This is a genomic window from Butyrivibrio sp., from assembly GCF_017635265.1.
Classification (GTDB): Bacteria; Bacillota; Clostridia; order Lachnospirales; family Lachnospiraceae; genus Butyrivibrio.
In genome coordinates, this window is sequence record NZ_JAGBLU010000018.1 from 1 (window position 1) to 15579 (window position 15579).

Annotated in this window: 15 protein-coding genes and 1 tRNA gene; 4 read left to right on the top strand and 12 right to left on the bottom strand. The window is 40.2% G+C overall.

From position 1 onward, the window contains the following. The first annotated feature begins 521 nt into the window (after positions 1 to 521). The 3 genes from J6O61_RS02345 to J6O61_RS02355 all read left to right on the top strand — a co-directional run bounded on the left by J6O61_RS02345 (position 522) and on the right by J6O61_RS02355 (position 3960). Positions 522 to 1868 (top strand): ABC transporter substrate-binding protein, encoded by a 1347-nt coding sequence (locus tag J6O61_RS02345; protein WP_292209100.1) that lies wholly within the window; start codon positions 522 to 524, stop codon positions 1866 to 1868. Between the two features lie 173 nt (positions 1869 to 2041). Next, positions 2042 to 3091, top strand: a complete 1050-nt coding sequence (locus J6O61_RS02350) for a carbohydrate ABC transporter permease (RefSeq protein WP_292209103.1) — start codon at positions 2042 to 2044, stop codon at positions 3089 to 3091. Continuing rightward, on the top strand, positions 3091 to 3960 hold the full coding sequence (locus J6O61_RS02355; RefSeq protein ID WP_292209106.1) for a carbohydrate ABC transporter permease: 870 nt from the start codon (positions 3091 to 3093) through the stop codon (positions 3958 to 3960). Before J6O61_RS02350 ends, J6O61_RS02355 begins: the two co-directional genes overlap by 1 nt. Before the next feature lie 79 nt (positions 3961 to 4039). Here the strand turns inward: J6O61_RS02355 and J6O61_RS02360 are convergent, their stop codons facing one another. From J6O61_RS02360 to J6O61_RS02415, 12 genes are all read right to left on the bottom strand, one after another. Continuing rightward, a complete protein-coding gene (locus tag J6O61_RS02360; protein WP_292209109.1) occupies positions 4040 to 4309 on the bottom strand; it encodes a DUF1858 domain-containing protein in 270 nt (89 codons plus the stop codon). Between the two features lie 45 nt (positions 4310 to 4354). Next, positions 4355 to 5389: an aldo/keto reductase gene (locus J6O61_RS02365; protein ID WP_292209113.1), complete on the bottom strand. Its 1035-nt coding sequence runs from the start codon at positions 5387 to 5389 to the stop codon at positions 4355 to 4357. An 87-nt stretch (positions 5390 to 5476) separates the two neighbouring features. Then, on the bottom strand, positions 5477 to 7849 hold the full coding sequence (locus tag J6O61_RS02370; RefSeq protein WP_292209116.1) for an alpha-galactosidase: 2373 nt from the start codon (positions 7847 to 7849) through the stop codon (positions 5477 to 5479). 92 nt (positions 7850 to 7941) lie between these two features. Further along, complete coding sequence (locus tag J6O61_RS02375; RefSeq protein WP_292209118.1) at positions 7942 to 8514, bottom strand: TetR/AcrR family transcriptional regulator; 573 nt, start codon at positions 8512 to 8514, stop codon at positions 7942 to 7944. Between the two features lie 64 nt (positions 8515 to 8578). Then, complete coding sequence (locus J6O61_RS02380; protein ID WP_292209121.1) at positions 8579 to 10018, bottom strand: aminoacyl-histidine dipeptidase; 1440 nt, start codon at positions 10016 to 10018, stop codon at positions 8579 to 8581. Positions 10019 to 10152: 134 nt separating this feature from the next. After that, the gene (gene rplT / locus J6O61_RS02385) at positions 10153 to 10509 is read right to left on the bottom strand and encodes a 50S ribosomal protein L20 (protein ID WP_026515109.1); all 357 of its coding nucleotides are present in this window, start codon (positions 10507 to 10509) and stop codon (positions 10153 to 10155) included. Between the two features lie 105 nt (positions 10510 to 10614). Next, complete coding sequence (gene rpmI, locus J6O61_RS02390; RefSeq protein WP_292209129.1) at positions 10615 to 10815, bottom strand: 50S ribosomal protein L35; 201 nt, start codon at positions 10813 to 10815, stop codon at positions 10615 to 10617. A 68-nt stretch (positions 10816 to 10883) separates the two neighbouring features. Beyond that, positions 10884 to 11408, bottom strand: a complete 525-nt coding sequence (gene infC / locus J6O61_RS02395; RefSeq protein ID WP_292209131.1) for a translation initiation factor IF-3 — start codon at positions 11406 to 11408, stop codon at positions 10884 to 10886. Between the two features lie 172 nt (positions 11409 to 11580). Beyond that, a complete protein-coding gene (locus J6O61_RS02400) occupies positions 11581 to 12126 on the bottom strand; it encodes a VanZ family protein (protein WP_292209133.1) in 546 nt (181 codons plus the stop codon). After that, complete coding sequence (locus tag J6O61_RS02405) at positions 12123 to 12743, bottom strand: flavin reductase family protein (protein ID WP_292209135.1); 621 nt, start codon at positions 12741 to 12743, stop codon at positions 12123 to 12125. Before J6O61_RS02405 ends, J6O61_RS02400 begins: the two co-directional genes overlap by 4 nt. A gap of 22 nt (positions 12744 to 12765) precedes the next feature. Beyond that, a complete protein-coding gene (pepF, locus tag J6O61_RS02410) occupies positions 12766 to 14562 on the bottom strand; it encodes an oligoendopeptidase F (RefSeq protein ID WP_292209137.1) in 1797 nt (598 codons plus the stop codon). A gap of 14 nt (positions 14563 to 14576) precedes the next feature. After that, the gene (locus tag J6O61_RS02415; RefSeq protein WP_292209139.1) at positions 14577 to 15293 is read right to left on the bottom strand and encodes an HAD family hydrolase; all 717 of its coding nucleotides are present in this window, start codon (positions 15291 to 15293) and stop codon (positions 14577 to 14579) included. A 166-nt stretch (positions 15294 to 15459) separates the two neighbouring features. Between J6O61_RS02415 and J6O61_RS02420 the strand changes: the two genes are divergently transcribed. After that, positions 15460 to 15531 (top strand) — tRNA-Trp (locus tag J6O61_RS02420). Positions 15532 to 15579 lie beyond the last annotated feature (48 nt).

Genomic DNA, 15579 nt, shown 5'->3' on the forward strand with positions numbered 1-15579 from the left:
ATGCACGAAGATGATGAATTCTTTGACGAGGTAGACTGATAATAACAATCAGCATACCTCCGCTTTGCATGGCCCGGTCTTGCCCGGGCCTTTTAATTCAAGGTTGCGCCGTAAAGGCGCAATTTCCTATTAAATAAAAAAGAGGCCTCGCACTAACTAATTAGTGCGACAGCCCCTTTTTATTGTATTTTTTACAATTAAATATTCATCACTTTATTTTTTCTTGTCGAATTTCACCACAAAGCTTACGCGCATAAGTGCGGATAATTTACTATAATTTATTATCTTTTAATACGTTTTATTATATTTTTAGATTTTTCTTCTATATTTGCAAATCCGTCAACCACGCTATTTTGCGCGATTATTGAACATGTAGTCAATATTAATTTTAGCAAACTAGCTTGAATTTCTGGCTTTTTTGTGCTAATTTGAATATAGCGTACAACTTATGCGCAAAAGTAACCGCCAAAAAGTAAATAAGTTATGGCAATTTGCACAAAGAGGCAAAAGGAGGAAACAAAATGAAAAAGAAACTCATGTCAGTTCTTCTTGCAGGCACAATGGTTCTTTCACTTGCAGCTTGCGGAGAAACAGCAGCTGACACAACAACTTCGTCTGACAACACTCAGGCTCAGACAGAAACTCAGTCAGCTGACACTGCTGCAACAACTGAAACTGCAGAAGCTACAAGCGAAGTAGCCGGAACACAGGAAGCTGTTCGTCTTCTCAATGGTAAGCCTGAGATCAACGATCAGATGCAGGCTCTTGCAGCTAAGTATCTTGAAGAGACAGGCAATGTTCTTACAGTTGAGACAATCGGTGGCGACACAAACGCTTCTGACGAACTTAAGAAAATGTATCAGGCAGGCAACATGCCGGATATCTTCGTTATCGAAGCTAACCAGGCAGCTAACTGGGATGGAATGCTTGCAGACCTCGCCGGTGAAGAATGGACAAATAAGACAGGATTCGAACTTGTTGATTCAACAATGGGTACAATCGGTTTTCCTTACACTGTAGAGGCTACAGCTCTTGGTTACAATGCTGACATCCTTGCCAAGGCAGGAATCGATCCTTCTACACTTACAAGCCCTGATGCTTGGAAAGCTGCATGTGAGACTCTTGATTCCAAGAAGGATGAGCTTGGTATCACTGCTGTATTTGGATGGTGTGCAGAACCTACAAACCTTGGATGGTCTTCAGGTACACACGTATTTGCTCAGTACCTTGATGCAGGACTTAAGGCTGACGATACAACATACATCGATCTTCTTAACGATGGCGGTCAGATTGATGAAGCAAGAATGAAGAACTTCGCTGAGTTCATCGGCATGATGAATCAGTATTCAGATCCTGCTCTCTTAGTTGACGGTACATATGACAATCAAGTTGCCGGATTTAAGGAAGGCAAGTATGTATTTATCACACAGGGTAACTGGTGTGTAACATCTCCTGACGATGTATCATTCGAGTGTGGATTTGCTCCATATGCATTTGAAGATGGAATCAACACAATCATTGCAGGACCACCTTCATACTGGGTAGCATATTCAGAAGGTAACGTTGATGGTGCAAAGGCATTCTTTAACTGGTGCGCAGGAGATTCAGCTCAGAATATCCTTGTAAATGATGCAGGTCTTGTATCTCCGTTTGATGATTGCCAGTACGAAGCAGTTAACCCATTCTACAAGAGTATGAACAGCTACATCACAGCAGGTAATTACTCAGGATGGCACACAATGCTTAAGAAGGATGGCCTTCAGAACGAAACATGTAACGTATTTGCAGACTATGCAAAGGGCAAACTTGATGCTGATGGATTCGTATCAACAATGGCTCAGGTAATTTCTGCTTACTACGCACAGTAATATAAACTTTTAGGGCAGGGCACACGTGTCCTGCCCTTTATTTGAAAAAGGCACTTGATTTTTGAATTTAGTGCGGTCCATACAAGTTCACCCGGTAATTTCCTATTAAATCCGGTTGAACTTGATTTTACCAGTGATAAATATTTTTATGCCTCACGAAAGGGGGATTACTTATGAGTACATTTTCTATAGGGAGAAAGGCAACATCATTTATTTGCCTTATAGCAGGAATTGTGCTTACAATAGTTGGTTTAGGTATGTCAATAGCCGGCACAGGAAACGTGTATAGGGGAGCAATGCTCGTTTGCGGCATCATACTTTTCTTTATAGGATTGTACTTATTCCCAACTCTTAAGCATCACCGTTCTATTATTAACTTTATATTTCTTTTTCCACTTCTGTTTGCATTCCTTGTAACTGTTATCATTCCTCTTTTCCTTGGTATCGGTTATTCCTTTACAGACTGGGATGGTATCAGACTTAAAGGCTTTGTTGGTTTTTCCAACTATGCAAGAATGTTCAAGCAGCCGGCTTTCTTATGGTCAACACTTTTAACATTTTTATTCGTTGTTTTTAACATGATACTTGTTAATCTTGTGGCTTTTCTTCTGGCACTTTTGTGTACATCCAAGATCAAAGGCCTTGGATTCTTTAGAGCAGCTTACTTCCTCCCAAACCTTATTGGAGGAATCGTACTTGGTTATATTTGGCAGTTCATTTTCAGTAATGTAGTAACAAAGTTCACCGGAACTTATTCAATGCTTTCGGATACAAATACAGCGTTTATCGCTATAATTATCGTATATATCTGGCAGTACGCAGGTTACATAATGCTCATCTATATCACAGGACTAAATACAATTCCGGGAGATGTACTTGAAGCATCTGCCATCGATGGTGCAAATAAAATGCAGACTCTTTTCAACATAAAGCTTCCAATGATTGCACCGACTATTACAATCTGTACTTTCCTTACTTTAACTTCAGCCTTCAAGCAGTTCGATGTTAACCTTGCTCTTACAAACGGTAAAGGTTCAGTTCAGTTCTTCGGTAACTACATTGCAAACGGTACTGAAATGCTGGCGCTTAACATCTATACAACAGCAGTTATCAACAATGATTACGCTCTTGGACAGGCAAAGGCAGTTCTGTTCTTCATTATTCTGGCTATTGTCTCCATTGTTCAGGTTCGTGTATCAAATAAGAGGGAGGTGGAATTATAATGCATACAAAAGAAAAAACATCCAGCGTAGTAATAAGGCTGATAATTGCAATTATTGTAGCGGTCTATGTATTATTCCCATTTTTCCTGCTTCTTATAAATTCAGGTAAAGTGACATCTGACATTACATCCAATCCGGTAAGTCTTTCAGGTGCCAGCCTTTCACAGCTCCTTGAAAATATTAAGGCAGTAATAAATGATCCTAACTTCCTGTTTTGGAGTTCATTTGGTTCATCAGCACTTATCACAGTAGTTTCACTTGTTTTATTATCACTTTTCGGTGCTATGGCTGCATGGGTAATATGCCGTAACAAAACGGTTTGGTCAACAGTTATTTACTTCACCTTTATTGCTTCAATGATCATTCCTTTCCAGGTAGTAATGCTTCCTCTTATCTCTACCTTCCGTGACGTTGGCAAGTTTATCGGCATTTCAATGCTTCAATCCGTTCCGGGCATCGTATTTGCTTACCTTGGATTCGGCGGTGCCATGACAGTATTCATTCTTAACGGATTTATAAAGGGAGTTCCTTACGATCTCGAAGAGGCTGCTTCAATCGATGGATGTTCACCGGAGCAAACATTTTTCCAGATCATATTCCCTCTGCTGACTCCTGTTATTACCACTGTTACTATTCTTAACGGTATGTGGATTTGGAATGACTATCTTCTTCCATCTATGATGCTTGGGCAAAACGGAAAGGTAATGACAATTCCTATTGCAATACAGAAATTCGTAGGATCTTACGTAAAGAGCTGGGATAGAATTCTTCCGGCAGCACTTCTTGCAATAGTACCAATGATCATCCTCTTCCTCATCGCCCAAAGGCAGATCATGGAAGGCATGATCGAAGGTGCCGTAAAAGGCTAATCTCGCAAGAGCAAAAAAAATCCAATGGTGCCCATAGGCATCATTGGATTTTTTTATTGCTCTTGCATAAATGTACAGATTATACGTTGTGCTCTGCGAGGTAATCGTTGAGAGCGTCTACGATTTCTTCGCCATCAATTCCGTGAACTGCACATGCCTCAGATAATGACTCCATCTGAGATGCCGGACAGTGAATACATCCCATTCCGCACTCCATAAGAAACTGAGCAGCCAGTGGATGCTTTGTAATAATTTCACCAACAAGCATATCCGGTGTAACTAGATTCTCGTTTTCCATTTCTTTTTTCTCTCCTTCTTCATTTCCGAAAAGTAGGTCCCTTAATCCCATGATATGACCTCCTCAAATTTTTAAATTAAATTGTGTAAAATGATTTTACCTCACACTTACTTTCCCTGCAAGTACATTTTTGTAATCTTCATAATTCTTTTTTAGAAGTTCAGGTGTACTAAGCTCATACGGGCACTTTTTGGTGCAGGCTCTGCAATTTATACACTCATCAATTTTAGCCATTTCAGACTGCCAATACTCATTAAGCCAGCTCTCCGAAGGAGCTCTTCTAAGCATAAGAGACATTCTTGCACAGTTATTGATCTGAATTCCCTTAGGGCATGGCATACAATATCCACATCCTCTGCAGAAATCACCCGAAAGCTCATCTTTTTCTTTATCAATAAACGCTTTGATCTCATCTGAAAATTCGGGACTGTTATCCATGTAGGAAAGCCATTCGTCAAGCTCTGCCTCTCTCTGAATCCCCCAGATCGGCATCACATTATCAAACCGGCTCATAAATGCAAACGCAGCATCAGACTTATTTATAAGTCCGCCGGCAAGACCTTTCATAGCGATAAAGCCCATATTATGTTCCCGGCATTTTTTAACCAGTTCTATTTCCTTATCGGTAGAAAGATAGCTGAATGGATACTGCAACGTCTCATACAGACCACTCTCTATTATCTCCTCAGCTACCATGAGCTTATGAGTCGTAATTCCGATGTGTTTAATGAGGCCTTTTGCCTTAGCCTCCTCCATGCATTCATACATTCCCGTTCCATCGCCGGGTCTATAACACTGTGATACCATATGGAACTGGTATATATCGACATGGTCAGTCTGAAGGAGCTTTAATGATGTCTCCAGATCTTTCCAAAATCCATCCGGATCCTTTGCTGTAGTTTTGGTAGCTATAAAGATGTTATCACGGACACCATACTCCATAAGACCTTTGCCAAGCTTTTCCTCCGAGTCGCTATAGGCCCTTGCTGTGTCAAAAAATCTCATGCCACCATCGTAAGCCTTCCTTAAAATCCTAACAGAAGTCTCCATGTCATCTCGCTGAATCGGGAGCGCACCAAAGCCATTCTGTGGCGCAACAATGCCTGTACTGCCTAAAGTTATATTCTTCATATTGTTCTCCTACCAATACAAAAAAAATTATTTATTCTCTGCCAATATACTCTATAGTTAAACACTTGGTTATTGATGCAGACGCACTTAAACTTCAGTAAATAAGTACAATCTGGTATCACCAGTTCTCATTATACGTGTTCCTTCATTGTAACCGGTTCCGCAAAATGCCGAGTTAAGGGCTACACCATGTCCATTGAATGCCGCACCTATAGCAGTTGCCTTCTGCTCTTCTCCATTCATATCCATGAATTTATCAATTATATTGTGAATAATTCCATCCTGTTTAACATGGACAGGAGTCATCATATTTACCAGACTTCCAAAATCCTTAACGCTGTATGGAACAACTCTGCCAACCATGTTATAGACTTTTTCATCATCAAGTCCGACAGTCCTTAAGCACTTGTAATCTTTATTAGGTCTTGCGTTCTTTTCAACCACAAATGCCACCGCTTTTTTCTTATCTTTACTTACTATAATGTAACCATCCTCAGGAAGTCTGTAATAATCTCCGAACTGGAACAATTCTCTATTATTCTTATAATACTCTACCTGATTTGCAACGGCCTTTTTATCTGAATCAGACATATCACAAAGATTAAGCTCATAGCCAAAGCATCCTGCTGCCGCAACCTCAAACCTTGTCTCAAGAGGAACGGAATTAAGTGTCTGATGGTTAGGACAAGCTGATACGTGGGCTCCCACCGTACTTGTCGGATAACCGTAGCTGTAGCCTCTCTGGATATCAATTCTGCAAAAAGCATCCGTATCATCACTTCCCCAGATCTGCGGGAAATAGCTTAAAATTCCAAGATCAAACCTGTTTCCACCGGCAGAGCAACCCTCAAAGAGAATCTCAGTGAAAGCCTCAGTAAGTGTTTTCATGATTCTATATAATCCAAGGTAATATCTGTGTTGGAACTCGCCCTGCCTCTCCGCGGGAAGTCCTACCGAGTACCTGTCGGAGAATGTTCTGTTCATATCCCATTTAACATAAGATACTTTTCCGGATGAAAAGACCTTCTTCATGGAATCGATAATATAATCCTGAACTTCTGTCCTTGTAAGATCAAGGTTCATCTGGTTTCTACAGGTAGAATGCGGATGTCCCGGAACGATTACAGCCCAGTCGGGATGTGCTCTGTAAAGGTCACTATTCTCATTGACCATTTCAGGCTCTACCCATATTCCAAACATCATTCCCATTGCATCAAGTTTTTCAGAAAACTCTTTTATTCCGCCAGGAAGTTTCTTCTTATTCTCATACCAATCGCCAAGTGACTTATCATCATTATTTCTCTCGCCAAACCAGCCGTCATCCATTACAAAAAGTTCTATTCCACACTTTTTTGCTTCTTTGGCAAGTGAGAGAAGTGAATTCTGGGTGAAGTTAAAATATGCAGCTTCCCAGCTGTTTATAAGGATTGGTCTTTCTTTCTTTTTCCAGCTGCCTCTGACAACATGCTCACGCACGAAATCATGCATGTTGATACTCATGGCATTCATTCCCTTTGATGAAAATGTCATAACAGCTTCCGGTGCTTCAAATTTCTCTCCCGGAGTTAACGCCCAGTTAAATCCTGTTGGCTGAATACCGCTTACAAAACGGCTCATGCTGTGTCCATTGGAAGAAAGAGATTCATAGTGGTTACCACTGTATATAAGATTAAAACCGTAACAATCGCCATGGGTATCGTCAGCATCCGCGCTACTTACTATTACAAACGGATTGGATCTTGAGCCGGACTCTCCTGCAGCAAGTTCTTCACACACTACCTTTCCGCCATTGCAAACACTTTCGTATTTGCCCATTTCATCTGCCCATCGTCCATGGAAGGAAGTCATCTTATAGGAAGGAGAATTAAAGTCAACAGCTGTACTAAGAATTCTCTCAATTCTGATATCCTTGTCGGAATCATTGTAAAGAACCGCACTTCTTGTGATCACATCACATTCCGGAAATACGGAATAAACAAGATCGAGTCTTGCATTATATTCCTTATCTTTCAGTGTAACAACAAGCTGTTCTACATTACCATCCGGTGTTTCATTATTTTCTGCATATGATGAAGGAAGAGTTTTAAGGAGTTCCTTTCCCTCTTTTATCTCATATTTGTCAAAAAGAAAATCCACTGTTGTATTACCATCAGCATATGTAAGTTCTACAAACGGATCTCTTATATCACCTTTTCCAAAGCTGCTCATTTCAAGGCAAAGCTGCTCCAAAAGGATTTTACTGTGTTCACTTGAATACACAATTGTATTGCCGGCACCGTTAAAATGTTTGGGTGCCATAACCGCAGCTATACTGTCAAGCATAGATACGCCTGTCTCTTTATTTGAAAAAATCTTATCCCCATAATGTAAATGCTCAAGATGCCCGGAATCAAGCTTTCTGAACATATAGGATGTATTTTTAGTCTGAAGCAAAAATACCTTCTCATTTGTGATAATCATTTGCTTTCTCCTCTAATGACGCCAATTTATTATCTGACTTACTCCGGCCGGATACTGATACCTCAGCTCAGCCAAATTCGCATCGAACGGTATCATGCTTTCTCTGCAACAATTAATCCATTCATTACTATATCAATCATCTCATTGAGAGCTTCCTCATAGCTGTAACCTGTACCTGTAAGTTCTCTTGAACTTAGGAATTTCTCGATAACACCCTCGATTATAAGTTTTATGAAATCTATAGGCATTTTCTTGATAAGCCCTTCATCCATAGCTTTTTGCAAGAGCTTCTCTGTCTCTCCCCAATCACTCTCTACTCTTTCAGCAATCTTTTTATAAACTTCAGGATATTTTTCTCTGAGCTGATATACTCGTCTGAAATCAATATTTTTATAATTGTCGGGAAGACAAACAATAAGCTTCTTTATCTTTTCAATCAGTTCCAAAGAATTGTCGGCTATAATCTCAGCCTCTTTTTCCTTAATGGCAGAAAAACCATAATCTACTGTTGCAAAGAAAAGCTCATCCTTATCATTGAATTCTTTATAAATAGTCTTTTTACTTATATGAAGTTCTTTGGATATGTCATCCATTGTAAACTTCATTCCTTTTGCATTGAACTGATTTATAACCGAATCCATTATTTTTTTCTTTACATCGTTCAATTGTATCCCCTCCTGTAATAATGCTTTGTGCAACACTAGTATCATGCTACTGTATATTTACCCATTACTTTAATACTGCCTTTAAGTATTCCCAAACATTAGCAGCAGATTTTACTGACAGTCTTTCCTTGGTTGAGTGGATATCCTGCATATCAGGTCCTATTGAGATACAATCAAGATCCTTAATCTTCTCACTTAATATTCCACACTCAAGTCCTGCGTGGATAGCCATAAGTCTCGGACTCTTTCCGTACATTTCCTCATACACTTTAACCATGTGGTCGCGAAGCTCTGAATGCTGCCTGTACTTCCAACCCGGATACTGACCTGAAACTGAATATGTTCCGCCAAAAGTTGTAACAATAGTGGCAACCTTTTTGATGAGCATGTTCTTGGAAGATTCCACACTACTTCTCACTGAATGCTCAAGTGTAATTGAAGAATCCACAGTCTTCACGATACCAAGATTTAAAGATGTCTCCACAAGACCTTCAACTGCTGCGCTCATTGCCTGAACTCCATCAGGTAAAGAAATCATGGCACTTACTATCATTCTGCCATCTTCGTATTTAGCACAGGAATAGTTATTCTCTGCTCCAGCCTCAGTACATGTGATATTCACATCGGGATCCTTTACTTCGAGTTCACCCTTAACTTCAGCCAGAGTCTGCTCTATACTCTCCTTCATATCTGTTACGTTTCCGGCAGGAACAACAACCTTTGCCACTGCAGCAGATGGGATTGCATTATCCGCAACGCCGCCTTCTACAGATACTAGTGAGATTTCCGCTGCATCCATTGCATTTAAAAGAGTTCTTGCCAAAATATGGTTAGCATTTCCCCTTCCGCATTTGATCATTTCTCCAGAATGACCACCCAAAAGACCATCAACCTTTATTTCAAATAAAAATCCTGTCTTGTTGTCTTTTTCAAAAGAAAAGTCTGAGTATATTCTGGCGCCGCCTGCACAACTTGTGATAAATGCGCCTTCTTCTTCATTGTCGATGTTTATCATCTTCTTTCCTTTTAAAGAAGAAAGATCAATTGCTGCTGCGCCAAACATTCCGGTTTCTTCATTAGTAGTAATGACAACTTCAAGTGGTGGATGAGGTATAGTATCTGAATCAAGAAGCGCAAGGCAATAAGCAACAGCAATACCGTCATCACCGCCAAGGCTTGTTCCCTCAGCCCAAACATACTCCCCATCAGTCTTGCAACGAAGCCCCTCTGTTTTCATATCAATATCACAGGAGTCTTCTTTGACAGCTACCATGTCCATATGTCCCTGCAGTATTACAGGCTCTTTGTCCTCATATCCCTTGCTGCCAGGTGCTTTGATGATTACATTAAGTTCATTATCCTGAATGACATCAAGGTTTCTTTCTTTGGCAAAAGAAACAAGATAGTCGCTTATTTTCTGTAAATTACCTGAACCATGCGGTATATTGCAAAGCTCCTCAAAAAAATGAAATACTTCTTTTGGCTGTAAATTCTCATATGCCATGTCTATATCCTCCGTTTAAAAACAGTTTCCTTTAATACAGCATGTTTACTACGCAAAAAAAGGAGCATCACTATGTGATACTCCTTCATTCTATATCAAAAAAACTAATATTTCAATCAAAGTTTCCGACTGTATTATGCAATCTTTGTCTTTGCAAGCTCAGCAAGTGTCTTGAATCCTTCAGGATCATTTACTGCAAGCTCAGCAAGCATCTTTCTGTTGATGTCAACACCAGCAAGCTTAAGACCATGCATCATGTTGCTGTATGAAAGTCCGTTAATTCTGGCTGCTGCATTGATACGTGTGATCCAAAGAGATCTCATATCTCTCTTCTTCTGCTTACGTCCTGCAAATGCAGAAGTAAGAGCTCTCATAACTGACTGCTTTGCTACTCTATACTGTTTTGATCTTGCTCCTCTGTAACCTTTTGCAAGCTTTAATACTCTATTGTGTTTCTTCTTGGCATTTAATGCGCCTTTAACTCTTGCCATCTTAATATCCTCCTAATTTCTAAATCTTTACCGAACCAAATCTCAACTCAAATGAACTTATGGGATGCTGCACTAAACTCGATAATACCTCATCAAGTGCTCTGATCATGCATAAGGAAGAATGCTCTTCATTGTCTTTACATTTGTAGCGTCAACAAGTCCAGCCTGTCTAAGATTTCTCTTTCTCTTTGTAGACTTCTTTGTTAAGATGTGGCGCTTATACGCTTTGCTTCTCATGAGCTTTCCTGTGCCAGTAACTTTGAATCTCTTGGCAGCAGCTCTCTTTGTTTTCATCTTTTGCTGCATAACTTAAATCCTCCTGTGAATCTCAGTAATTTTGTGGAACTATATTTTTAACCAAAAATTGGCAAAAATCAATTTTTCTTTTCTGCAAGGAACATTGTCATGCTACGTCCCTCGACTTTAGGCTGTTTCTCTACAACCGCAACATCGCTCAAAGCCTGTGCAAAGTCTGTAAGGATGTGTACGCTTGCTCCCATATGAGCCATCTCACGACCGCGAAAACGAAGTGTGATCTTTACGCGATTACCTTTTTCAAGGAATTTCTTAGCTGCATTAACCTTAGTGTTGAGGTCGTTTGTGTCAATATTAGGTGAAAGTCTGATTTCCTTAATTTCAACAGTCTTCTGTTTCTTTTTTGCTTCCTTCTCTTTGCGAAGCTGCTCATACTTAAATTTACCGTAGTCAACAACTCTGCAAACAGGTGGCTTAGCTGTCGGTGCAATCATTACAAGATCAACACCCTCATCGTCAGCAATCTTTCTGGCATCAGCAATAGCCATAACCCCCAGCTGCTCACCAGTAATACCAATCACACGAACTTCCTTAGCTCTGATCTGTTCATTAATAAATAACTCGCTAATGGTTTTGTCCTCCACATTCTGAAAAAAAAAGGTGAATACACATCGTATCCACCTATAATCTCAAATAATCAAACCAAATGGCTGATTTGAAAGATATTAACACCTGAAGCCCTTGCCGCAGGGTGAGAGTGGATACTCTGCTTTGTTTTCAAATACTAATGTAATATATCACAGCCAAATTATGCTGTCAATATCTTTTTGCTTTTTTTCTGTTTGCCAGCGGTCTGAATATCGTCATTCTGCCTGTCCATCCTACAATTCTGGTAATAATGATTCCCGGCAAAACACCCATACAGTCAATCAAAACGTCCCTTTTGGAGGGACTTCTTCCTGCCACAAAGGACTGATGATATTCGTCAAGACAGGCAAAACCGGCACAAAAAGCTCCTGCAAACAAAACCAGAAGCGGTCCTCTAAGTCCATATACGTATAGAGGAAAAGCAACGGATACCGCCAGCAGAAAATACTCTGTAACGTGAGCTGTCTTTCTGACGTAAAATTGCGAAGCTTCGGATAAATCCTCTATCTGGTCCTGAGTCCATCCTTTTTCAAGCTTTTCATTGGCAAAACTAAAAACCTTAATGCCGACTATATAACTGAGGTGACTACTACTGTCTGCATCCTGCCCCGAAAACATGAATATAACGCACATCATAATGATTGCAGGTACAAATGACAATGGCTTTAGCACAAACCTCAATGTTTGTTTAATATACAATAAAAAATACTTCATTTTTTCTTCTTTGCCTTAGCTTTTTTGCTCTTTCCTCCGGCAGGCTTTGGAGAATCTTTTTTTGCAACACTGTAGCCAAACTTACCGACTTTCTCACCAAGCATGAAATATTCACCATGGGAATAAGCTACAAGCTTTGCCTTTCCCAGATCAAGCCTTCCGTTTTCATCAAGTAACTTGTCATCTACTGTAACACACACAACTTCAGCAATAAAGATTGTATGACTTCCGAGATCTATTGTCTGCCTGACCTTACATTCAATATTCACAGGACTTTCAGCAATGCCCGGCGCTGATATTTTTTGAGATTGCAACGGCGTAAGGTTCATTTCTTTAAACTTATCGTACTCTCTTCCCGAGCGGACTCCGCACCAGTCTGCTGCCCTAGTCAGTTTTTTACTTGTGAGATTGACTACAAATTCCCCTGTCTCCTTGAGAATATCATAGGAATATCTCTCTTTACGCACAGATATTGATAGCATGGCCGGGTCACTACAGATAGTCCCTGCCCATGCCACTGTTATTATATTGGGTTTTTCTCCTTCACGCTTGCAGCTTACCATAACTGCAGGTGTGGGATAAAGCATATTACCTGGTCGCCATATTTCTTTTGCCATATAAGCACCGCCTTGTCATAACTTACTTCATGATCTCTTCCATCTCATCGAGAGCTTCACCAAATACCTTAAGTGCCGCATCGATAGGAGCCTTTGTTGTAAGGTCAACTCCAGCTATCTTTAAGAGGCTTACAGGATCCTGTGTGCATCCGCTTGAAAGGAACTTCTTGTACTGCTCAACTGCAGGAGCGCCCTCTTTAAGAATTCTGTCTGCAATCGCAACAGCAGCAGCAAAGCTTGTTGCATACTGATATACATAGAAATTGTAATAGAAGTGAGGAATTCTGCACCACTCCCATCCAATTTCTTCATCGGATATCATATCCTCGCCAAAGTATTCCTTATTGAGGTTATAGTATACATTATAAAGAGACTCTGCTGTAAGAGGCTCACCATCTTCAGCCATCTTGCAGGTCTTTCTCTCAAATTCCTCAAACATAGTCTGACGGAACATTGTGCTCTTAAAGCTCTCAAGGAAGTGATTTACGATAAAGGCCTTTTCTTCCTTGCTCTTAGCATGGTCCTTAAGATAATGGTACAAAAGAACTTCATTAGTAGTAGACGCTACTTCTGCAACGAAGATCTTGTAACCTGCATCAAGGATGTGCTGAGCTTTGCTTGAATACCAAGAATGCATTGAATGTCCCATTTCATGAACAAGTGTAAAGACATCATTCAAAGTATCATTGTAGTTAAGAAGCATATATGGATGCGTTCCGTATACATTTGATGAATACGCACCGCTTCTCTTTCCTTCATTCTCAACAACATCGATCCATCTGTTCTCATATGCCTCTTTTACGACTGCCAGATAATCTTCGCCAAGAGGAGCAAGGGCCTTAAGAGAAATCTCTTTTGCCTCATCATATGTGACATTCATGTCAAAATCAGGGATCATTGAAACATAGACATCATACATGTGAAGTTCGTCTACTCCAAGTAGCTTTTTCCTGAGAGAAACGTATCTGTGCATTTTGTCCATGTTACCATGAATGGACTCAAACAGTGAATCGCAAACTAAAGGTGATACGTCGTTGCCATCAACTGCCGCCTCAAAGCATGAATTGTATTTTCTTGCCTTTGACTCGAAGATCCTTGCCTTAACTTCACCGTCATACATAGCAGTCCATGTATTTTTGAACTCTGCAAATCTTGTATAGAAAGCCTCAAAACTTGCCTTTCTTAAATCTCTGTCATGAGACATCTGTGTTGGAACAAATCTTCCCTGTGAAAGCTGAACTTCTTCTCCCTTTGAATCTTTTACTGAAGGAAACTTAAGGTCAGCGTTTGCAAGCATTCCGAAAGCTTTCTGAGGAGCGCCCTCAAGCTCACTTGCTGATGCCAAAAGAGCTTCCATGTTGCTGTCAAGCATGTGAGCCTTTAATCTTCTGACATTCTTTATTGCTCTCTTGTATCTGTCAAGCTCAGGAATCTGCTCATAGAGCTTTTCAAGGTCCTCATCAGAAATATCAACAATCTCAGAGTTCATGAAGGCTGTTTTTTCCTCGACTGCAGCATATGCAGACATGGCCCTTGCGTTCATACCCTGGTATTTGGAATTGGATGTATCCTGATCAAATCTCTTATGAGAATAGCCAACAACCCTGTCAGCTAAAAGCTCAAACTCCTCTGTAAGCTTAAGAGCTTCAAGAAGGCACTTTCCATCAGAAAGCTTGCCCTGAAGAGCTGCAATCTTATCAGCTACTTCACTTATCTTTTTAAGCTCTTCTTCCCACTTTTCCTCATTTTCGAAAATATCCTCAAGTCGCCAGGTAAGTTCCTTTGCGACCTCATCTCTTTTTGGTAATCTGTCCTGCATACCCATTCTCCTTTTCATATTATTTTAGAGAAATCTCCATCCTGTACGAAGATGTAATCTACGCCATTTGCCTTGGCTACTCCACCATCGCTAAAAACCTCATTCCCTATCATAACGCATTCAGTAGGGTTTAATCCATGCTTTTTTAGCAGTTTTTCCATGAATTCTTTCTGAGGCTTTTTGACACCATTATCTGACGATATAAAAATGTCATCAAAGTACTTTGCAATATCCACATCTTCCAGCTCTTTCCTGGTGAAAAAGAGCTGTGCATTAGACAAAAGAAATATCTTTTTTCCTGCACTTTTTAATTCAGATAATAGCCTGTCTGTATCCTGGTACTTGCAGAGCTTATCCCTTGAAGCTTCCCTAAAAAATATGCAAAGTCCTTCCAGGTCATCCGGATTTACTCTGTTGCCAGCTGCTTTACTTCCATCTGTTTCTGCCTTGTGGTTTTCATCCCGTATTCCATCTTCTATAAGTCTGGCCCAGACATTTTCTATTTGTATCTCAGGATACTCCGCGTGAGTCTTCTCAATAAGGGCATCTGTTTCCTCTTTACATGCCAAAAGATATTTTTCCCTAAGGCCAGACGCAGTGTATTCGGCACCATATTCATCCAACAGCTTTTTTGCCATTTTCTCCCAGAGCTCAGGCTGTTCCTCATCTGTGTGGATATCCACTAAAGTTCCATATAGATCAAAGATGTAATTCTTATATTTGTAAGCCATATTTCCTGCTTCACTCCTTTTTCGATTAGGAAAATTATAAGTTACTGGCCTCTGGCTTGCAACTTGCCTTGAGGCAAAATTTTAATGCTGTAAATCAAAAAATCTTCTTTACAACATCTATTGTCTATGCTAGAATAACATTCGTTGGTGCAAAAGCCATAAATAAAGGGGAATCATACAATGGCTAGTATGCCGGTCTCCAAAACCGCTCATGCGGGTTCGAATCCTGCTTCCCCTGCTCATTGTAAAAAGACTGGAATCCAGATAATTGCTGGAGTTTCAGTTT